Origin of the sequence: Mycobacterium florentinum (genome assembly GCF_010730355.1) — a bacterium.
Classification (GTDB): domain Bacteria; phylum Actinomycetota; class Actinomycetes; order Mycobacteriales; family Mycobacteriaceae; genus Mycobacterium; species Mycobacterium florentinum.
In genome coordinates this window covers 2,125,416-2,146,254 of the sequence record NZ_AP022576.1, presented here as the reverse complement: position 1 = coordinate 2,146,254, position 20,839 = coordinate 2,125,416, and the positions used below count along the sequence as shown (strand labels likewise).

18 protein-coding genes and 2 pseudogenes are annotated in these 20,839 nt (G+C 66.5%); 10 read left to right on the top strand and 10 right to left on the bottom strand.

The genetic code is table 11. The features are described from left to right. Nucleotides 1-138: 138 nt before the first annotated feature. Together G6N55_RS10025 and G6N55_RS10020 are read left to right on the top strand one after the other, a co-directional pair. A pseudogene (locus tag G6N55_RS10025) lies at nt 139-434 on the top strand (MFS transporter); the annotation flags it as partial. Beyond that, nucleotides 428-784, top strand: a pseudogene (locus G6N55_RS10020) (5,10-methylene tetrahydromethanopterin reductase); the annotation flags it as partial. The pseudogenes G6N55_RS10025 and G6N55_RS10020, both read left to right, overlap by 7 nt. A gap of 27 nt (nt 785-811) precedes the next feature. On the opposite strand, the gene G6N55_RS10015 reads toward G6N55_RS10020, so the two are convergent. Both G6N55_RS10015 and G6N55_RS10010 read right to left on the bottom strand, forming a co-directional pair. Next, nucleotides 812-1,927 (bottom strand): hypothetical protein, encoded by a 1,116-nt coding sequence (locus G6N55_RS10015; RefSeq protein ID WP_085225747.1) that lies wholly within the window; start codon nt 1,925-1,927, stop codon nt 812-814. Beyond that, entirely contained in the window at nt 1,927-3,060 is a 1,134-nt protein-coding gene (locus G6N55_RS10010; protein WP_085225749.1) for a phosphotransferase family protein, read from the bottom strand. Before G6N55_RS10010 ends, G6N55_RS10015 begins: the two co-directional genes overlap by 1 nt. A 42-nt stretch (nt 3,061-3,102) precedes the next feature. Between G6N55_RS10010 and G6N55_RS10005 the strand changes: the two genes are divergently transcribed. The 8 genes from G6N55_RS10005 (at nt 3,103) to G6N55_RS09970 (ending at nt 10,552) form a co-directional block, all read left to right on the top strand. Beyond that, entirely contained in the window at nt 3,103-3,705 is a 603-nt protein-coding gene (locus G6N55_RS10005) for a TetR/AcrR family transcriptional regulator (RefSeq protein ID WP_036467503.1), read from the top strand. After that, entirely contained in the window at nt 3,702-4,571 is an 870-nt protein-coding gene (locus tag G6N55_RS10000) for an SDR family NAD(P)-dependent oxidoreductase (RefSeq protein WP_085225751.1), read from the top strand. The genes G6N55_RS10005 and G6N55_RS10000 overlap by 4 nt, the downstream gene beginning before the upstream one ends. A 67-nt stretch (nt 4,572-4,638) precedes the next feature. After that, nucleotides 4,639-5,574: a DUF4129 domain-containing protein gene (locus G6N55_RS09995; RefSeq protein ID WP_085225753.1), complete on the top strand. Its 936-nt coding sequence runs from the start codon at nt 4,639-4,641 to the stop codon at nt 5,572-5,574. Further along, a complete protein-coding gene (locus G6N55_RS09990) occupies nt 5,571-6,053 on the top strand; it encodes a hypothetical protein (RefSeq protein WP_085225755.1) in 483 nt (160 codons plus the stop codon). Before G6N55_RS09995 ends, G6N55_RS09990 begins: the two co-directional genes overlap by 4 nt. Nucleotides 6,054-6,079: 26 nt before the next feature. Continuing rightward, complete coding sequence (locus tag G6N55_RS09985) at nt 6,080-7,042, top strand: AAA family ATPase (protein ID WP_085226993.1); 963 nt, start codon at nt 6,080-6,082, stop codon at nt 7,040-7,042. 7 nt (nt 7,043-7,049) lie between these two features. Continuing rightward, nucleotides 7,050-8,309, top strand: a complete 1,260-nt coding sequence (locus G6N55_RS09980) for a DUF58 domain-containing protein (RefSeq protein WP_232078964.1) — start codon at nt 7,050-7,052, stop codon at nt 8,307-8,309. 2 nt (nt 8,310-8,311) lie between these two features. Continuing rightward, nucleotides 8,312-8,761 (top strand): hypothetical protein, encoded by a 450-nt coding sequence (locus G6N55_RS09975; protein WP_085225759.1) that lies wholly within the window; start codon nt 8,312-8,314, stop codon nt 8,759-8,761. A 180-nt stretch (nt 8,762-8,941) separates the two neighbouring features. Then, complete coding sequence (locus G6N55_RS09970; RefSeq protein WP_085225761.1) at nt 8,942-10,552, top strand: GMC family oxidoreductase; 1,611 nt, start codon at nt 8,942-8,944, stop codon at nt 10,550-10,552. Here G6N55_RS09970 and nuoN read toward each other — a convergent pair. Genes nuoN through G6N55_RS09930 form a run of 8 tightly spaced genes read right to left on the bottom strand, consistent with a single transcriptional unit; the run spans nt 10,479 to nt 20,832 of the window. Next, nucleotides 10,479-12,074, bottom strand: coding sequence for an NADH-quinone oxidoreductase subunit NuoN (gene nuoN / locus G6N55_RS09965; protein WP_085225763.1), 1,596 nt, complete (start codon nt 12,072-12,074; stop codon nt 10,479-10,481). The genes G6N55_RS09970 and nuoN overlap by 74 nt on opposite strands. Beyond that, nucleotides 12,071-13,645: an NADH-quinone oxidoreductase subunit M gene (locus tag G6N55_RS09960; protein WP_085226995.1), complete on the bottom strand. Its 1,575-nt coding sequence runs from the start codon at nt 13,643-13,645 to the stop codon at nt 12,071-12,073. Before G6N55_RS09960 ends, nuoN begins: the two co-directional genes overlap by 4 nt. Then, nucleotides 13,642-15,528 (bottom strand): NADH-quinone oxidoreductase subunit L, encoded by a 1,887-nt coding sequence (gene nuoL, locus G6N55_RS09955; protein WP_085225765.1) that lies wholly within the window; start codon nt 15,526-15,528, stop codon nt 13,642-13,644. Before nuoL ends, G6N55_RS09960 begins: the two co-directional genes overlap by 4 nt. Before the next feature lie 11 nt (nt 15,529-15,539). After that, nucleotides 15,540-15,839 carry an NADH-quinone oxidoreductase subunit NuoK gene (nuoK, locus tag G6N55_RS09950; protein WP_025735676.1) on the bottom strand — a complete coding sequence of 100 codons (300 nt, stop codon included), beginning with the start codon at nt 15,837-15,839 and terminating at the stop codon, nt 15,540-15,542. Continuing rightward, on the bottom strand, nt 15,836-16,624 hold the full coding sequence (locus tag G6N55_RS09945) for an NADH-quinone oxidoreductase subunit J (protein WP_085225767.1): 789 nt from the start codon (nt 16,622-16,624) through the stop codon (nt 15,836-15,838). The genes nuoK and G6N55_RS09945 overlap by 4 nt, the downstream gene beginning before the upstream one ends. Next, the gene (nuoI, locus tag G6N55_RS09940; RefSeq protein ID WP_085225769.1) at nt 16,621-17,166 is read right to left on the bottom strand and encodes an NADH-quinone oxidoreductase subunit NuoI; all 546 of its coding nucleotides are present in this window, start codon (nt 17,164-17,166) and stop codon (nt 16,621-16,623) included. Before nuoI ends, G6N55_RS09945 begins: the two co-directional genes overlap by 4 nt. Further along, a complete protein-coding gene (gene nuoH / locus G6N55_RS09935) occupies nt 17,159-18,418 on the bottom strand; it encodes an NADH-quinone oxidoreductase subunit NuoH (RefSeq protein WP_085225771.1) in 1,260 nt (419 codons plus the stop codon). The genes nuoI and nuoH overlap by 8 nt, the downstream gene beginning before the upstream one ends. Continuing rightward, entirely contained in the window at nt 18,415-20,832 is a 2,418-nt protein-coding gene (locus G6N55_RS09930; protein ID WP_085225773.1) for an NADH-quinone oxidoreductase subunit G, read from the bottom strand. Before G6N55_RS09930 ends, nuoH begins: the two co-directional genes overlap by 4 nt. Between the last annotated feature and the right edge of the window lie 7 nt (nt 20,833-20,839).

Below are 20,839 nucleotides of genomic sequence, written 5' to 3'. Positions count from 1 at the left end.
GAGCGGTGTTCGCAGCACGGCGACGGCAACCGTATGCCGACCGGGGTGCCTTGGCTAATCTGCGATCACGTGATCATCACCGAGCCGGCCGCTACTGCCAATACAAGAACACAGCTGCGAACCGTGGCTCTGGGCAGCATGATCGGCACCACGATCGAGTGGTACGACTTCTATCTGTACGCGACGGCGTCGGCGCTGGTGTTCAAACCGCTCTTCTTTCCGCATGTTTCGTCGACGGCCGGGACGCTGGCCTCCTTCGCCACCTATGCGGCGGGATTCGGGGCCCGGCCGATAGGCGCGGTGGTGTCGGGCCACTTCGGGGACGGTTGGGCCGCAAGGCCGTTCTGGTAATCGCCTTGCTGACGATGGGCCTCGTCACGACCGCGATCGGGCTGTTGCCGACCTACGCGACGGCGGGGCTGCTCGCACCGGCGCCAACCGTTCGGCGCTAGCGTCGTTCGCCACCGACGAGCGAACTTGGACGGCGCGGGAACTCGCCGAAGAGATCGGTATCGGCGGTCGCGGCCCGGTGCTGGTGGGCTCGCCCACCGAGATCGCCGACGAACTCGAGCGTTGGGTCGAGGAAGCCGATGTCGACGGATTCAACCTCGCCTACGTGACGACGCCGGGCACCTTCGGCGACTTCGCGAAACTGGTTGTGCCGGAACTGCGTCGACGCGGCCGGGTACCGGAACACTTCGCACGCGGCACCTTGCGCGAGCGACTGGGCGGCGCGGGACCGCTATTGCCGGCCGATCACCCGGGCGCGGCCTACCGGCGCTGAACCTCCGCACCACGGACGCGAAAAGGGTTACGGCGCGACCGTTAACCAGTCGGCGAAGCCGGACGGGTCGTGACGGCCCAGCGCGCCGTGCTCGTAGAGCCCCCAACCCTCGACCGGGGGCCTGTCGCCCTCGATGCAGACCGCGCGGCCGACGTGGTCGATCACGCCGAAGCCGGCGCGCCCGATGATCGCCGGGTCGGTCATGTCGTACGTCAGGCGTTCGGCGAACTTCTCGCCCTTCCACATGCCGTGTATCCAGTCCGAGTCGCCGCCGTAGCCACCGCCGACGTGGATGGGTACCGGCAGCTTGGACTCCACGTCGAAGTGCACGGGGGAGCCGTCCGGGGTGGTCGCGTCGATCGTGGCGCCGGTCGGAATGCGGGTGCCCGAGGTGTAGTGGATCTTGACCCGCGGCCAGCCCAGCTGCTCGACGCGGCCGTCGCGCCAGATTCGGGTGCAGTCGTTGAGCGAGCGGAACCCGTCTGGCTCCTCCTGGATGATCAGCACGATGGCGAAGTCGTCGAAAGCCATTGGCACGTATAGCCACCACATGCCCTCGAACGGCGGGTCGGCCGGCCGGCCGGCCGGTTCGGCCTCACCGATCGGGCGGATGCCCCAGGACCGGTCGCGGCTGCCCAGCCAGGTGTTGGGGTCGACCGTGATCTCCTCGCCGTCGATCACGATGTGTCCGCTCCAGGTGCCGAGCTGTGCGAACCGCTGGGCGTCCAGCGTGACCCGGTTGCCGGACCGCAGGATGTGGGGCTGTTCCTGGACGACGTCGAACAGACCCTTCCAGGTGAGATCGGCTGCAATGCCTTCGGTTTCGTCGAGGACGATGCGCAGCTTGTGCAGCGGTTCGATCACCTCGACGCGGTAGCCGTTGACGTGCTGGTTGAGCCGGTCCTGGTCGATCGCGTCCGAAACGTGCACCGCGGTCTGCGAGTCCCCGCGCCGGACGAGCACGAAGGCATCCTTGACGCCGAGGTTGGGGTAGTAGCCGATGCCGCTGATCAGGAAGATGTTTCCGGTGCGGTCGTGGGCGTTGAAGTAGGACCGATCGTAGAAGTTGCGGTCCGAGGAGCCGGGCCATGCGATCGGTTGGGGAATCTGGTGTACCGGGTACTCGTCGAGCGGTCCTAGCATTACTGGTCCTCTCCGATAAGACGTTTCATCAATCCGGCGTGGTAGAACAGCGACTCGACGTCGTCGGGTTTCTCGGTTTCGCCGAAGTGCACTCGCCGCGCACCGGTGCGCATGAACACACACGCCCACATCACGCCGGAGTACACGTAGAACCAGCGCAGGTCGCCCACCTCGACGCCGGACAGCCGCCGGTAGGTGGCGCGAACATCCTCCTCACGCATCACGTCAGGCAATCCCGGCAATCCGGCAAGCCCGGTGAGTTCCTGGAACACCATGTGCGCGTAGATCATCCACGCGACGTCGAGCTCACGCGGGCCCAACGTCACCATCTCCCAGTCCAGTACCGCCACCGGCTGGAAGTCGCGGTACAACACGTTGCCCACCCGGGCGTCGCCCCACAGCAGCACGGGCTGACCCGCGTCCACTTCCGCCGGCCAGTTGTCTTCCAGCCACCTGAAGGTGCGCTCCAACAGCGGCGACCGGCCGATGTCGGGCACCGCGAAGTCGTACCAGTCCCGCACCCAGTTGTAGTGCCGGCGCAGCGCGGTCTCGCCCTTACCGTCGGTGAGGAATCCAAACGTACTCTCCGCGTTGGGGATTGAGTGCAGCTTGGCCAGCACGCCGACGGTCGCATCCTGCAGTTCGCGCTGCCGCTCTTTCGCCGCGTCGGCGAACCAATTGTTGCCGAAGGTGTAGGGCATCACGTCCGGCGGCACCTCGCCGGCGACGTAGTCCATCACGAAGAAGGGCGTGCCCAGCACCTCGCCGGAGGGTTCGAGCCAGCGCACCGGCGGAACCGGGACGTCGGTGAGTTCGCCGACCTTGCGGATCACTTCGAATTGGTGATCAAGTCGGTAGGTGGGGAAGACCTGCACGTCCTCGGCGCTGGGCGCCACCCGTGTCACCAGCTTCTGCTCGATCGACTGCCCGCCCTGCTGCCACCGCGCGGTCAGGATGATGGTTTCCGACGACATGCCCGTCGAGTCGATGCCGCTTTCGACCGTGACGTCGGGTTTCGCGCCGTCGGGGAGGACGGTGGACAGCCACTTCGACATCACCGCCGGCAGCGTCGTGACATCGCGGCTGGAGCGCTGCAGTCGGTCGACGTTGTCGAGCACAGGTTCATTGGCCACGTTGAGACCTTTCGCGGCAATTACGATACGGTAGGTAGCGTTATGAAAGCAGACCCGTCCGACCTTGACAAGGCCCCAGGTGCTGGGCGCCCCCGGGATCCGCGTATTGACTCTGCCATCCTCGCGGCCACCGCGGAACTGCTTGTGGAAATCGGCTATTCGAATCTCACCCTGGCCGCCGTTGCCGAGCGGGCCGGCACCACGAAATCGGCGCTGTATCGCCGGTGGTCGAGCAAGGCCGAACTGGTCCACGAGACGGCGTTCCCGACGGCGCCCAGCGCGCTGGAGACGCCGGCCGGTGACTTCGCCGCCGATCTGCGGATGATGATCGCGGCGGCGCGGGATGTCTTCACCAGCCCGGTGGTGCGCGCCGCGCTGCCCGGGCTGGTGGCGGATATGTCGGCCGATCCCGAACTCAACGCGCGGGTGATGTCGCGTTTCACCGACCTGTTCGCGGCGGTCCAGGTGCGACTGCGCGAGGCCGTCGACCGAGGTGAAGCGCATCCCGACGTCGACCCGGACCGGTTGATCGAGCTGATCGGTGGAGCGACCATGCTGCGGATGCTGCTGCGCCCGGACGAGAAGCTGGACGAGGCGTGGGTGGATCAGACCACCGCGATCGTCGTGCATGGGGTGACGCGATGACGCGGCGACTCGCGGGGCGTTCGGCGATCGTCACCGGCGGCAGCCGTGGGCTGGGCCGGGCGATCGCGCTGGCGCTCGCCGCCGAGGGCGCAGCGGTGGTGGTGGCCGGGCGCACCGAGCAGGTGTGGGACGACCGGCTGCCGGGAACCATCGGCGAGACCGTGGCCGCCATCGCGGCGGCCGGCGGGCGCGCGGTGCCGGTCCGTGCCGATCTGACCGACCGAGACGACGTTGCCCGGCTGGTAACTGAAGCACGAGATGCGTTGGGGCCCATCACTATTCTGATCAACAACGCGGCCTTCACCGCGCCGGGGCGCCCGCCGGTGCCGGGGGCACAGCCGCGCGTGCAGCCCGCCAAACCGGCCGGCGCCGCCAAACCCGGCTGGCCGGGGTTCGTCAGCACGCCGTTGTCCGCGTTTCGCCGCCATTTCGACATCGCCGTGTTCGCGGCCTACGAGCTGATGCAGATGGTGTCCCCGGACATGATCGAGGCCGGTGGCGGCTCGATCATCAACATCACTTCCGTGGCGTCGCGGTTACCCGGCGACGGGCCCTATCCCGAGCGAAGTGGCGGTGTCCTACCTGGTTACGGGGGCTCCAAGGCCGCACTCGAGCATCTGACCCAGTGCGCGGCGTTCGATCTGGCCGACCACCACATCGCCGTCAACGCGCTGGCACCGTCGAAGCCGATCATGACACCCGGTCTGTCGTACTACGCAACAGCTTTCAACGACACGGCAACCGAAGATGAATTCGCGCGGGCGGCAGCGCAATTGGTGCTCGTGGACCCCGCCCTCGTCACCGGGCGCACCATCGGTCATCACGAGGTTCTCGACGGCAGCTTCCGGCCCTTTACCGTCGGCTAGCCCGCGTGCAAGTATGAATCAAGCCTGTGCCGCAACGGCATAGGAAAACCGGCGAGCGGTGTGGCAGATGCCCGATAAGCCGACGGGGCGCGTCGTTGCGCTCATCGTGCTGTTGATCGTCGTTGCCGCTGCCCTGCGCGGATATCTTCCGGCGCGCGATCGTGCGCCGCACGCCGACGGCAGTGGCCGGGCGGCGCTGGTATTCATCGTCGTCCTGCTCAGTGCGTCACTCGCGTTGCTCGCGGTCTCGGTGATAGCGCGACTACGGGATCCGCGGGCGATGGCGCCGAAGGCGGGCGACATCTCCGGGATGCTGGGTACCGGCCGGGGGCGACCGAGCTGGCGCGTGCTGTTGATCGGGCTCGCGGTAATTTTCGCGTGGCTGTTGATTGCGATGTTGCTGGCCCGATTTTCGCCGCCGCACGGCGCCGGTCCCGCACCGCGGGCACCGGACACCGGCGCGGCATCACACACGGCCGCACCCGTGCCGCAGCACCCACCCCCGCACAACGACGACGGCGAGATGCTGGGAATTCTGCTGGCCGCCACGATTCCGGTGATGCTGCTCCTCGTCGTCGCGACGCTGATCATGTCGCGACGGCGATACCGCGCCGCGACGCCGCACATCCTCGTCGATCACGACGACGCCGAGTATGTGCCGCCGTCCCGGCCTTCGGAATCCCTGGTGCGGGCCGCCGAACTGGGACTGGCCGAGATGGCGGATCGCAGTCGGGAACCGCGAGAGGCGATCATCGCGTGCTATGCCGCGATGGAACGTGAGCTCGCGAATGTTCCCGGGGCCGCTCCCCAGGACTTCGACACTCCGACCGAGGTGCTGGCCCGCGCCGTCGAACGCCATGCGCTGCATATTGATAACGCCGTTCAGTTGGTGAACCTGTTCGAGGAAGCACGATTCAGTCCTCATGTGATGAATGAGGGGCATCGGGACGTAGCGGTCGAGGTGCTGCGTCTGGTTCTCGCGGAGATTCGGAGCCCCGCATGAAAAGGCTGATAGCTCTGGGTGTTTGCTTGATCGTGGGGGCGGAACTCCTAGTGCTGATCGTGCATGACCGCGCCTTCGTGCTGGTGGCGTCGGGCCTCGCCCTGGCCCTGGTGCTGCTCGATGTCCGCCGGCTGCTGGGGCGGGGCATCGAGCCCCCGGCCGACGCGGACCCCGACGATCTCGGGGATTCGTTGCGCCGCTGGCTTGCCACCACCGAGACGACGATTCGCTGGTCCGAGTCCACCCGGGCGGACTGGGATCGGCATCTGCGTCCGATGCTCGCCCGTCGGTACGAAATCGCGACGGGCCAACGACTGGCCAAGGACCCGGCGGCATTCCAATCGACCGGCCGCATGCTGTTCGGCGCCGAACTGTGGGAATGGGTCAATCCCAACAACATCAGACGCGCCGCAGACCACCAGCCCGGGCCCGGCCGGGCCGCGTTCGAAGAGATCCTCCGGAAATTGGAGCAGGTATGACAGGGGGTGCGACGATGCCGACCGCGATGCCGGCCAGTACGACCACCGCACACTGCGAGGCGGTGCTCGACGAAATCGAACGCGTGGTGGTGGGCAAGCGTTCCGCGCTCACCCTCATCCTCACCGCGGTCCTCGCGCGCGGCCACGTACTCATCGAAGACCTGCCGGGACTCGGTAAGACATTGATCGCGAGATCCTTTGCCGCGGCACTGGGTCTGCGATTCACCCGGGTACAGTTCACGCCGGATCTGCTGCCGGCGGACCTGCTCGGTTCGACGATCTACGACATGCAATCGGGCCACTTCGCGTTCCGCGCGGGCCCGATCTTCACCAACCTGCTGCTTGCCGACGAGATCAACCGCACCCCGCCCAAGACCCAGGCGGCGCTGCTCGAGGCGATGGCCGAAGGCCAGGTCAGCATTGACGGTGAAACTCACAAGCTGCCAACGCCATTCATTGTTCTGGCTACCGACAACCCGATCGAGTACGAGGGCACCTACCCGTTACCGGAGGCGCAGCTGGATCGATTCGCGATGCGGCTGGAACTGCGCTACCTATCCGAGCGCGACGAGACCTCGATGCTGCGGCGGCGCCTCGAACGCGGTTCGGCCGAGCCGACGGTCAATCAAGTGGTCGACGCCCAGGATCTGCTGGCGATGCGCGAATCGGTCGAGCAGGTGACGGTGCACGAGGACGTGCTGCACTACGTGGTGTCGCTGGCCACCGCCACCCGGCGCCATCCGCAGGTCGCGGTCGGCGCCAGCCCGCGTGCCGAACTCGACCTCGTTCAGCTCGCCCGGGCCCGGGCGCTGTTGCTTGGTCGCGACTACGTGATACCCGAGGACGTCAAGGCGTTGGCCATCGCGGCAATCGCACACCGGATCACCCTGCGCCCGGAGATGTGGGTGCGCAAGATTCAGGGCGCCGACGTCGTCGGAGAACTGTTGCGGCGCTTACCGGTACCTCGCACCAACGAGGGCGCCGGATGAGATCGCCGTGAAAACAGCCGAGTTCCGCTGGCGTGCATCGCCATTGACACAGGCAATTGCGACCTGCGCGGGTGTTGCGCTCGTTGCAGCCGTGATCGGTGCGCATTGGCAGCTCATTGCGTTCGCAGCGCCTCTGCTCGGCGTGCTGTGCTCGATCAGCTGGCAACATCTCGTGCCGACGATCCACGTGCATGGTGGACCGGAGTCGCAGCGATGCTTCGAAGGGGAGCGGGCGCGGGTGACGCTGTCGGCAACGCCGGAAGCCGGGGCGCCCGTCGGCTGGGCAATCGAGCTGACGGTGCCCGCCGTCGAGGGCATGCAGCTCGAAGCGCTCGATTCGGATTCCCCGCACGCGAAAACCGTTGCGGCAACCGCGCAGCGCTGGGGTAGATACTCGATCAGCGCCCGACTCGACGCGGTTGCGCGCGGTGGGCTGCTCACGGGAACGGCGATCGTCGATGCCGCCGATGTCATCGTGTTTCCGTTGACGCCGCCGCAGTCGACGCCCATCCCGCGAACCGAGTTGCTCAACCGCCTCGGCGCCCACCTGACCGGGCATATCGGCCCGGGCGTCGAGTATGCCGATATCCGCCCCTACGTTCCGGGCGACCAACTGCGGGCGGTGAATTGGCCGGTGAGCGCGCGTCGTGGGCAGTTGCACGTGACGGAGCGATTGACCGACCGCGCCGCAGACGTCGTGGTCCTGCTCGACGGGTATCGGCAGCCCGCGGGTCCGGCGACCGATGCCACCGAACGAGCGGTGCGTGGTGCGGCTCAGGTGGTGCAGACCGCGCTGCGTTATGGCGATCGCGCCGGAATCGTGACGCTCGGCGGAAATCGGCCGCGCTGGCTCGGCGCCGACATCGGTCAGCGGCAGTTCTATCGTGTCCTCGATACCGTGCTTGCCGCGGGCGACCGATTCGAAAACACCACCGGCACACTGGCGCCGCGCGCGGCGGTTCCCGCCGGGGCGATCGTCATCGCGTTCTCGACACTGCTCGACACGGAATTCGCACTGGCGCTGATCGATCTGCGCAAGCGCGGCCATGTCGTGATCGCCGTCGACGCCCTCGATGTTTCGCCGTTCGAAGACGAACAGGAGCCACTGGTGGATCGGCTGTGGGCGTTGCAGCGCTCGGCCATGTATCGCGACATGGCGACCATCGGTGTCGACATCGTCTCCTGGCAGGGCGATCACACCCTGGAACAGTCGATGGGCGTGATGCCGGATCGCCGCCACCGGGTGCGCGGACGGCTGCGAGGGTAGTCATGTCGTCCGTCGCGCGATTCGGGGTCCACGCTCTGGCAACGACATTCGGCCTGTTGATGGTCGGCCTGGTCGCGGCGGGTGCCCACGGACCGGCGGTGGGCATCGGGATTGCAGCGCTGGCCGCGGTGGGGGTCGGTGTCGTGTTCCGGCCCGCCGCAACGGTTGCCGTGTTGCTTTCGGTGATCGCAATCGTGGTCTGGAATCCTTCTCATGTGTTCGTGGGACTGTCGGGGCTGTGTGCGGCCGCCTACCTGATCTCCCGGCATGCGGCCGGAATGGCCGACGCGGTCGTCATGGCGAGTTGGCCGACACTTGTTGGCGCCGTGGGATTTACCGTTGTGGGCATGGTGGCGATAGCGTTTCCGCTGAACTTGCCGTGGGTACCTCTGGTGGCTCCGTTGGCGGTGTTGGCGATCTACGTACTGGCCACCCGCCCGTTCGTGGGCTGATCACGCGTTGGGCGTGACAACGCTGCGAGTCATCGCGAGTTTGTGCTGGCTTTGGTTGTTTTTGTAGGTCGTTCCACGTACCTGCAAGGTTTTTGGTCCTGGCCGCCCGGTCGGCGCGTGAGCAGTATGTGGTGGCACGCGGTGTGACGAGACGACGCCGTACGACGGGGGGAGGCCACGATGAGCCAGCGAACACACACGACCGATTACATTGTGGTGGGCGCGGGTGCGTCTGGCAGTGTGATCGCGCGTCGATTACTCGACCGCGGCTACTCGGTGCACGTGCTGGAGGCCGGACCCGCCGACATCAACCCCGATATCCACGCCAGTTCCGGATGGCCCGCGTTGCTGCACAGCGCTGCGGACTGGGCATTCGTGACTACCCCGCAACGGCACGCCGGCAATCGACGGCTGTATTGGCCCAGGGGAAAGGTATTGGGCGGCAGCAGCTCGCTCAACGGCCAGATCTACATGCGCGGACACTGCAGCGATTACGACGGTTGGGCCCAACTAGGTTGTACGGGTTGGGATTTCGAGAGCGTGTTCAATTTGTTTCTGCGCTCGGAAGACCACGTGGACGGCGGGAGCCGTTGGCACGGCGCGGGCGGACCATTGCCGGTCGAGCGGATCACTCGACCGAACCCGACGTCGGTTGCGTTCGTCGAAGCCGCGAATGCCCTGGGCCACCAAGTGATCGACGATTTCAACGGACCAAGCCAGACCGGTGTCGGCTACAGCCAATTGACCACCCGCAACGGACGCCGGGCCAGCGCGTGGCGCGGCTTCATGGCCCCGGCGCGGGGCAATCCGCGCCTGGCCGTCACCACCGGGGCGCTCGTGCACCATGTCATCATCCGCGCCGGCCGCGCGGTCGGCGTGCAGTACTCCGTGCGCGGGCAGATACTTCAGGCTTCGGCCGAGAGCGAAGTGGTGTTGAGTGCCGGCACGATCGGATCGCCAAAGTTGTTGATGCTCAGCGGTATTGGCCCCGCCGAGCATCTCGCCGAGATCGGGGTGGAGGCTACCGTCGATCTTCCCGGGGTGGGCGAGAACCTGCACGACCACCTTTTGGTGAGCAATATCTACGAGGCATCTCGGCCGATCGAGGCGCCGCACCACAACCTGCTCGAGTGCCAACTGTTCACCTCCAGCGCCTATTGGCGCGGTCCCGGCCCCGACCTGCAGCCGGTATTCATGCACGTGGTATATCCGGCGGATGGTTATCCTGTGCCGCACAACGGATATACGATCGCGCCCGGCATCATTCGTCCCCGGTCGCGGGGCACACTGCGGCTGGCTTCGGCCGATCCGGCGACCGCGCCCCACTGCGATCCCAACGTCCTGGCCGAACCCTACGACCTCGAGGCGTTGGTCGACGCGGTGGAGATCTGCCGAGAGATCGGGGCCAGCCCGGCTTTCCGCGACTGGCGGCCTGCCGAGGTCGCGCCCGGGCCGGCGGCACGCACCCGTGACCATCTGCGCGCTTACGTCCGGCGTGCCGTCGGCACGTACCACCATCAAGTCGGGACGTGCCGCATGGGCGTCGACGACGACGCCGTCGTGGCGCCAGATCTGCGGGTGCGCGGGGTCGACGGACTGCGCGTCGCCGACGCATCGGTCATGCCGACCATCACCGCCGGCAACACCAACGCGCCCGCAATCATGATCGGAGAGAAGGCATCCGACCTGATTGTGGGAGCGCCCCCGAGGCGGCGGGTTACTGCAGCAACTGTGCGGCGTGATCCGCGAGGTCGAGCAGCGGTTGCGGGAAGATCCCCAGAATCACGGTGATCGCGGCGCACAGCGCGATCGCGATCTTGCTCAGGATGCCCGGTGCCACGACCTGCGGGGTGTCGTCGGTCGGCTCGGTGAAGAACATCAGCACGATCACCCGGACGTAGAAATACGCGGCGACCCCACTGGCGATCACACCGATGATGACCAGCGGCACGGCGCCGCCCTGTGCCGCTGCCTTGAACACCGTGAGCTTGCTGATGAATCCACTGGTCAATGGGATACCGGCGAAGGCCAGCAGAAACATCGAAAGCATCACGCCCACAATGGGAGAACGCTGACCGAGCCCGGCCCAGTGTGACAGCCTGGCGTCCTCGACGCCGTCGGAGTTGCGAATCAGGCCGACGATGGCGAACGCGCCGACCGTGCTGAAGCTATAGGCGACCAGGTAGAACAGGGTGGCGGCGAGGCCGGCCTGATTGTCGGCGATCACACCGGTGAGGATGAATCCGACGTGGGCGACCGACGAATAGGCCAGCATGCGTTTGACGTCGACCTGGTTGACCGCGGTGACGGTGCCGACGGCCATCGTCAGGATCGCAATCGCCCACAACACGGGACGCCACTGCTCGTGTAGCGGAGGCAACGCTACGTAGACGACTCGCAGCAGCGCGCCGAATGCGGCGACCTTGGTGGCCGCCGCCATGAACCCGGTGATCGGCGTCGGCGCGCCCTGATACACGTCGGGGATCCACGAGTGGAACGGCACCGCGCCCACTTTGAACAACAGCCCGACCGACAGCAGCGCGACGCCGACCAACGCCATCGAGCTATCACCATGGGCCGCAAGGGCGTCCCGGATGCCGGGCAGCAACAGCGTGCCGGTCGCGCCGTAGATCAGCGCCACACCGTAGAGGAAGAACGCCGACGAGAAGGCGCCCAGCAGGAAGTACTTCATCGCCGCTTCCTGCGACAGCAGCCGGCGGTGACGCGCCAGCCCGCACATCAGATACAGCGGCAGCGACAGCACTTCCAACGCGACGAACATCGTCAACAGGTCATTGGCGGCGGGGAACACCATCATGCCGCCGACGGACAGCATCAGGAGCGGGAAGAGCTCGGTCTGAGCGGCCCCGGCCCGTTCGGCCTCACGTTCGGCGTCGCTGCCGGGGACCGCGGACGCCTGCGGGGTGAAGGCATCCAATCCGGAGGCCTGCCCGGACACACCCGCCGCGACCTTCACCTTGTTGGCGGTTGCGGCCATGTTGCTGCGCTCGGCGATGAAGATGACGGCCAGCAGCGCCACCAGCACCACGGTGCCTTGCAGATACAGCGCCGGCCGGTCGATGGCCACCGCACCCAACACTGCGCTGCGACCGGCCGCCGGAAGGGAACGGCTGACCACGATGTCGGCGACGAACGCCCCGATCAATCCGCCGAGGGCCAGTGTCACCTGGGAGACGTAGCGAATGTTCCTGGGCACGAACGCCTCAACCAGTACACCGACCACCGCGATGCCGAAGACGATGAGCATCGGGCACAGCAGGAAGTATTCGATGCTGGGGGTGGGAAGGGTCATTGGTGCGGTCCTTCGGCTGTCCGGGGTACGCCCACTGGCACTCTCGGCGCGGGATCATGCTGGCCGATGGTGATCATGGTGTGATCCACGGCGGGATTGATGATGTCGAGCACCGGCTTGGGGTAGACGCCGAAAATGAACAGCAGCGCCAGCAGCGGTGCTACGACGATCAGCTCGCGCAGCCGTAGATCAGTGATTCGCTCGCTGCCTTCGGCCACCGGCCCGGTCATCATCCGCTGGTAGAGCCACAGCATGTAGATCGCCGCCAGCACCAGCGCGGTCACCCCAAACGCACCCGCCAGCCAATACCGGTTGAAAGTGCCCAGTAGGACCAGGAATTCGCTGATGAACGGTGCGAGGCCGGGCAATGACAGCGTGGCCATCGCCGAGACCAGGAAGGTGCCGGCCAGAATCGGCGCGACCTTCTGCACCCCGCCGTAGTCCGCGATCAGCCTGCTGCCGCGCCGTGTCACCAGGAATCCGGCGATCAGGAACACCGCCGCCGTGGACAGGCCATGGTTGAGCATGTACAGCGTCGAACCGCTCTGCCCCTGGGTGGTCATCACGAAAATGCCGGCGATGATGAACCCGAAGTGTGAGATCGAGGTGTATGCGATCAGGCGCATCATGTCTTTTTGCCCGATCGCGACGATCGCACCGTAGATCACCCCGATGATGGCCAGTGTCACGATCAGCGGCCGGAAATATGTTGAGGCATCGGGGAACAGCTGCAGGCAGTAGCGCAGCATGCCGAACGTGCCGACCTTGTCCATCACCGCGGTGATCAACACCGCGGTCGCCGGGGTGGCCTCGACGCAGGCGTCGGGCAACCAGCGGTGGAACGGCCACAGCGGCGCCTTGACGGCGAAGGCGAACATGAAGCCCAGGAACAGCGCCTTGAACACCGCGGGGTCCACGCCGGCGAAGCGGCCCGAGGAGATGCCCGTGACGATTTCGCGGAAGTCGAACGTGCCCGAGCCGTGCTGTGCGGTCACGACATACAGCCCGATCACCGCCGCGAGCATGATCAGACCGCCGAAGAGGTTGTACAGCAAGAACTTCACCGCGGCCTTGGACCGATTGGTGCCCTTGCCGAAGCCTCCGATCAGGAAGTACATCGGGATCAGCATGGCCTCGAAGAACACGTAGAACAGCAGCACATCCAGTGCGATCACCGAGATCAGCACCATCGACTCGATGGCCAGGGTCAGAGCGACGTAGGCGTGCACGCCCCGGGTGCCCTCGCCACCGTCGTTCCAGCCCGCCACCAACAGCAGCGGAATCAGAATGGCGGTCAACAGCACCAGGATCACCGCGATGCCGTCGACGCCGAGGTTGTAGCCGGCGCCGAACGCCGGAATCCAGGGATGCTTTTCCAGGAATTGGTAAGGGGAGCCGCCGGTTTTGAAGCCGAGCGCGACGACGAGCGCCACCGCCAGCGTCACGACGCTGAACACCACGCCGGCCCACTTGGCGAGCTGTCGCTGGCTGGGCGGCAACAGAATGATCAGGATCGAACCCGCCAGCGGCACCAGCCACAGCACCGAGAGCCACGGAATGTTCGAGCTCACCACAGTTGCACCGCCAGGATCGCCGCGACCAGGAGAGTGGCGCCCGCCAGCATCGACAGCGCGTAGGAGCGCGCGAAGCCGGTTTGTAGCCCCCGCAAGCGATTCGAGGTCCGGCTGACCAGTGCGGCCAGCGCGTTGACCGAGCCGTCCACACCCGCGTCGTCGACTTCGATCAGCGCGTCGGTCAGCTGCGCGCCAGGGCGCATGAATACCTCCTCGTTGAAGGCATCGCCGTACAGGTCTCTGCGTGCGGCCGTGGTGAGTGCCGACACCTGGACGGGAGCAACTCTGGGAATCTCGGCCCTGCCGTACTTCTGATAAGCCACCGCGATTCCGATCGCGACGACCCCGAGCGCGAGCGCGGTGTTGACCCAGGCCGGAACGGCGTGCGCGCTTTCCTCATGCGCACCGACGACCGGTTCCAGCCAGTGCGGCAGGGTGCCTCCGATGGCGAACAGGCCGCCGGAGAACACCGAGCCGAAGGCGAGCAGGATCATCGGCCCGCTCATCAGGGCGGGTGCCTCGTGCGGGTGACTGCCCGGCGCCCAACGTTTTTCGCCGAAGAAGGTCATCAGCATCACGCGGGTCATGTAGAACGCGGTGATGCCCGCGCCCAGCAGCGCGGCCCCGCCCAGCGTGTAGCCGCGGACGCCGCCCTCGCCCAATGCCGCTTCGATGATGGCGTCCTTCGAGTAGAAGCCCGCGAACGGCGGCACGCCGATGATTGCCAGGTAGCCCAGGCCGAAGGTGATGAATGTGATGGGCAGGGCGGCGCGCAGCCCGCCGTAGCGGCGCATGTCTTGTTCCTCGTGCATCGCGTGAATGATCGAGCCCGAGCCGAGGAATAGGCCGGCCTTGAAGAAACCGTGGGTGAGCAGGTGCATGATCGCGAACGCGTAACCGGCGGGACCCAAACCCGCGGCCAGCACCATGTAGCCGATCTGGCTCATCGTCGACGCCGCGAGCGCGCGTTTGATGTCGTCCTTGGCGCAGCCGATGAACGCCCCGAACAGCAGGGTGACGGCGCCGACGAGGACGACGCCGAGTTGTGCTCCGGGAGCGAGGTTGTAGAGCGGGTTGGACCGCACGATCAGGTACACACCGGCGGTCACCATGGTGGCGGCGTGGATCAGCGCGGACACCGGGGTGGGGCCCTCCATCGCGTCACCCAACCAGGCCTGCAGCGGGACTTGTGCGGACTTACCGCAGGCGCCCACCAGCAGCAGCAAGCCCATCGCGGTCAGCACGCCCCGGCTGGCGGCGGGGGCGCCGGCGAAAACGCCGGCATACGAGAGCGTTCCGAACGTGCCGAACATGATGAACATCGCCAGGGCCAGGCCGGCGTCACCGACCCGGTTCATCACGAACGCCTTCTTCGCGGCCGTGGCCGCCGATGGCTTGTGGTACCAGAAACCGATCAGCAGGTAGGACGCGAGACCGACGCCTTCCCAGCCAACGTAGAGCACCAGGTAGTTGTCGGCGACGACCAGCAGCAGCATCGAGGCCAGGAACAGGTTGAGGTATCCGAAAAACCGCCGGCGGTCCGGGTCTTCGGCCATGTAGGCGACCGAGTAGATGTGGATCAGCGATCCCACGCCGGTGATCAGCAGCACGAAACAGATTGACAACTGGTCGATCTGCAGCCCGAGGTCGGCTTGGAAATTGTCGACCGGAATCCAGGTGAACAGCGTCTGGTGGATGACGCGATGCTCCCCGTCGCGGCTCAGCAAGTCCGACAGGAGCGTGGCGCCCACCCCGAACGCTCCCAGCGCGGCGAGCACGCCCAGCCAATGTCCCCATGCGTCGGTGCGTCTGCCGCCGAACAGCAAGATTGCGGCACCCGCCAGCGGTAGTGCCACGAGCAGCCAGGTCAAGTGTGTCATCGCGGCAATCTTTAACCTTTGAGTAGGTTCGCGTCGTCGACCGACGCCGATTTACGGGCACGGAAAATCGTCATGATGATGGCCAGGCCGATGACGACCTCGCAGGCCGCCACCACCATCGTGAAGAACGCGATCATCTGCCCGTCCAGGTGGCCGTGCATGCGCGCGAAGGTGACGAACGCCAGGTTCACGGCGTTGAGCATCAACTCGACGCACATGAACATCACGATGGCGTTGCGGCGCAACAGCACACCGGAGGCCCCGATGGTGAACAGCAACGCCGAAAGGTAAAGGTAGTTGGCCGGATTCACGATGCACCGCCTTTGATGGCCTGCTGGCGGGGGGTTTCTTTGCCGTCCGCGCCACGGGTCCGCAGCATCTTCGACACCGACAGGTCCGAGTACGAGCCGTCGGGCAGCAGCGCGGCCACGTCCACCGCATTGTGACGCGCGTAGACGCCGGGGTTGGGCAGCGGGGTCGGGCGGCCGCCGGACCGGAATCGCTCCTCGGAAAGTTCGCGCTGCGTCTTGCGGCGTTCGAAACGCTCGCGGTGCGCCAGCACCATCGCCCCGACCGCGGCGGTGATCAGCAGCGCGCTGGTCAGCTCGAAAGCCCACAGGTAGCGCGAAAAGATCAGTGCCGCCAGGCCTTCGACGTTGCCGTTGGCGTTGGCGGTGGTCAGTCCGACGAAGCCCCCGGTCGTCACCTTGCCGATGGCGGCGACCAGCAGAATGCCGAACCCGACCCCGGTGATCACCGCCGCGACGCGCTGTCCGCGCAGCGTTTCCTTCAGCGATTCCGCGGAGTCCACGCCGATCAGCATCAGCACGAACAAGAACAGCATCATCACCGCGCCGGTGTAGACGACGACTTGAACCACGCCCAAAAACAGTGCGTCCTGGATCATGTAGAAGATCGCCAGGATGATCATGGTCATCGCCAGGAACATCGCCGAGTACACCGCGTTGACCGCCGTGACCACTCCGATCGCGCCGATCACGGCGAGAGCGCCCAGCACCCAGAAGGCGACCGCCTCTCCGGTCGAGGTACGAACGATGACGTCGGTCGCCAGGTTGGTGGCAAGTACGGCGGTCACCTTGTTTCTCCGGCGTTCTGGTTGACGCGCAAGCCATCCGCGGTGACGTTGCCCAGGTAGTAGTCCTTGTCGGTGGCGCCGTCGGTCCTGGGGTGCGGCGGCGCGAGCATGTTCTGCAGCAGCGGCGCCAGCAGCCGGTCCTTTTCGTAGATCAGGTCGGCGCGGTTGTCGTCGGCCATCTCGTAGTCGTTGGTCATGGTCAGGGCGCGGGTGGGGCAGGCCTCGATGCACAGGCCGCAACCGATGCACCGCAGATAGTTGATCTGGTAGACCCGGCCGTAACGCTCTCCCGGCGAAAACCTTGCCTCGTCGGTGTTGTCGGCGCCCTCGACGTAGATCGCGTCGGCCGGGCAGGCCCAGGCGCACAGCTCGCAGCCGATGCACTTCTCCAGGCCGTCGGGGTACCGGTTGAGTTGATGACGGCCGTGGTAGCGCGGTGCGACCGGGCCGGGCTTCTCCGGATACTCTTCGGTGACAGTCTTTTTGAACATCGCGGCGAATGTCACGCCGAATCCGGCCACGGCGTCCAGGAATTTAGCCATGTGCTTTCTCCTTGCTCGCACTGACAGACGCCGTCAGCGCTTTGCCCGGCAGCGGTGGTGTCGGGAATGCCGGTGGTGGCGGTAGGGCGTCGCTACGTTTGCGAAGCTCTCGCGCCAGTGCACGATTGCCCGGCGTGCTGAATGGCTTGCGCAGCAACAGAATCAGCGCCACGGCGAAGACGAGGCTGCAGACCACCAGCAGGGGAGTCCAATGCGCGTAGCCCTGGTTGCGCAGCGTGCGGATGACCGCCGCGATCAGCACCCAGACCAGCGACGCGGGGATGAGTAGTTTCCAGCCCAACGCCATGAACTGGTCGTAGCGCAGCCGGGGCAGGCTGGCGCGCAGCCACATGTAGATGAACAGGAAGGTCCACATCTTCAGGGTGAACCAGAGCACCGGCCACCAGCCGCTGTTGGCGCCGTCCCACATGTTCAGCGGCCACGGGGCATGCCAGCCGCCGAAGAACATGAGCGTGGCGAGCGACGAAACCGTCATCATGTTCACGTATTCGGCCAGCATGAACATCGCGAACTTCAGCGACGAGTACTCGGTGTGGAAGCCGGCGACGAGTTCGCCCTCGGCCTCCGGCAGGTCGAAGGGGGCGCGGTTGGTTTCGCCGACCATCGAGATCAGATAGATGATGAACGACGGCAATAACAGGAATACGTACCAGACGCCGTCCTGCGCCTTGATGATTCCGGATGTCGACATGGTGCCCGCGAACAGGAAGACCGCCGCGAACGACAGCCCCATCGACACTTCGTAGGAGATGACCTGCGCGGTGGACCGCACCCCACCCAGCAGCGGGTAGGTCGAGCCGGATGCCCAGCCGCCCAACACGATGCCGTAGACACCGATCGCCGACAGCCCCAGGATGAACAGCACCGCGGCCGGCATGTCGGTCAGCTGCAATGGGGTGCGGTGCCCGAACACCGACACCTCGGGGCCGAACGGGATGAACGCGAACGCGGTGAACGCGGGGATCGTCGAGATGACCGGCGCCGCCATGTAGACAAACCAGTCGACGCCGCGGGGAGTGATGCTCTCCTTGAGCGCGAGCTTGATTCCGTCGGCCAGGCTCTGCAGGGCGCCCCATGGGCCCGCCCGGTTGGGGCCGGGCCGCAGCTGCATCCAGCCAAGGATCTTGCGCTCGAGCAGGATTGCGAGCAATACGTTCAGCATCAGGAACACGAAGATGGCCAGCGCCTTGCCGAGCACCAGCCACCAGGGGTCATGCCCGAAGTCGCTCATTTGCCCACTCCGATCTTCACGACGCTGCCGATCGTGACGCCCAGGTCCCGCTGCACCGCCGAACCCGGCGAGTTCAGCGGCAGCCACACCACCCGGTCGGGCATGTCAGTGATGTTCAGCGGCAAGCTGATTGATCCGCGCGGCGTGCTGACCGTGACGGTGCCGCCCTCGGCCGCGCCGATTTCGGTCGCGGTGCCGGCCGACAGCCGTACGACGGGTTTACGTGCCGTTCCCGCCAGATGCGGTTCGCCGTCTTGCGCGCGGCCGTTGTCGAGCATCATCCGCCAGCCGGTGAGCACGGCTTCGCCTTGACCGGGCCGCGGGGGCTTCGGTGCTTGGACCGTTGCGCCGCCTGCCCGCTCGCCCTCCCAGTTGCCCAGCGCCGCGGCTTCTTCGCGGGCCGTCGCGACATTGGTCATGCCGAGATACACGCCCATCTCGTCGGCTAGCGTGTCGAGGACTCGATGGTCGGATTGGGTGGCCCGCTGGGTGCTGCCGTGCAGCGCGGGCTCGAAGGGCCGGAATCGGCCCTCCCAGTTGACGAATGCGCCGGCCTTCTGCGTCGTGGGTGCGACGGGGAACACCACGTCGGCGCGTTCGGTGACCTCGCTTTGCCGCAGTTCCAGGCTGACGACGAAGCTCGCCGCGTCCAGCGCGGCGAGTACGGCATCGGGATCGGCGAAGTCGGCGGGCTCGATACCGCCGACCAGCAGCGCGCCCAGGCTTCCGTCCGTCGCGGCGGCCAGAATACCGTCGACGTCACGCCCAGCGGCCGAAGGCAATTCGTCGACATTCCACGCCGCGGCCACCTCCGCGCGGGCGGTGTCGTCGGCCACCAGACGACCGCCGGGCAGCAGCCCGGGCAGTGCTCCGGCCTCCAGCGCGCCTCGTTCTCCGGCGCGCCGCGGCACCCAGGCCAGCTTGGCGCCGGTTGCGTCGGCGAGCCGGGCCGCCGCGGACAATCCGCCCGGCACTGTGGCCAGGCGTTCGCCGACCATGATGACCGCTCCGGGCTTCGACAACAGCTCGCCCACCTCGCCGGTGGCCAGGCCGTCCAGCGTGGACGGTTCCGCGCCGGGCACGGTTTGCAGCAGCCGGCCCGACATCTTCGTCAGCGCGCGAGTGGCGAACGGCGCGACCGCGTAAATCGGCACGCCGCGCTTGCGGGCGGCCTTGCGCAGCCGCAGGAACACGATCGGTGCCTCGTCCTCGGGCTCGAACCCGACCAGCACCACCACCGGCGCCGACTCGAGGTCCGAGAAGCTGACCGTGAGCTGTCGGCCCGCGACCCGCGCCGCCAGGAACTCCGCCTCTTCGGGTGAGGATGGGCGAGCCCGGAAGTCGATGTCGTTGGTGTCCAACACAATTCGCGCGAACTTCGAATATGCGTAGCAGTCTTCCCAGGTGCCGCGGCCGCCGACGAGCACACCGGTGCGTCCGCGGGCCGCCTCGAGTCCTCTCGTGGCCGCGACGATCGCGTGTGCCCACGACGCCGGCTGCAGCGTGCCGTCGTCGTCACGGACCAGGGGAGTGGTGAGCACGTCGGGCTGGGTGTCGTACCGGAACGCCCACCGGCCCTTGTCGCAGTTCCACTCCTCGTTGACCTCGGGGTCATCACCGGCCAGCCGGCGCAGCACCTTGCCGCGGCGGTGGTCGGTTCGCTCGGCGCAGCCGCCGGCGCAGTGCTCGCACACGCTGGGGCTGGAGACCAGATCGAAAGGGCGGGCCCGGAATCGGTAGGCGGTGCCGGTCAGGGCGCCCACCGGGCAGATCTGCACGGTGTTGCCCGAGAAGTAGGAGTCGAACGGCTCGTTGGCGTAGATGCCGACCTGCTGCAGGGCGCCGCGCTCCTGCATGTCGATGAACGGATCGCCGGCGATCTGCTCTGAGAACCGCGTGCAGCGCGCGCACAGGATGCACCGCTCGCGGTCCAGCAGCACCTGCGAGGAGATGTTGATCGGCTTGGCGAAGGTGCGCTTGACGTCGTCGAAGCGAGAATCGGTGCGGCCGTTGGACATTGCCTGGTTCTGCAGCGGGCACTCGCCGCCCTTGTCGCACATCGGGCAGTCCAGCGGGTGGTTGATCAGCAGCAGCTCCATCACGCCGTGCTGCGCCTTGTCCGCGGCCTCGGAGGTCAGCTGGGTGCGCACCACCATGTCGTCGGTGCAGACGATCGTGCATGACGCCATCGGCTTGCGCTGGCCCTCGACCTCGACCATGCACTGGCGGCAGGCGCCGACCGGATCGAGCAGCGGGTGATCACAGAACCGGGGAATCTGGATCCCCATCAACTCGGCCGCGCGAATCACCAGTGTTCCCTTGGGAACCGTGATTTCGTTGCCATCGATGGTCAGCTTGACCATGTCGGGCGGCGTCGTCTCGCCACCGGTCTCGGTTTTGGCCGCACTAGTCATGAAAGCG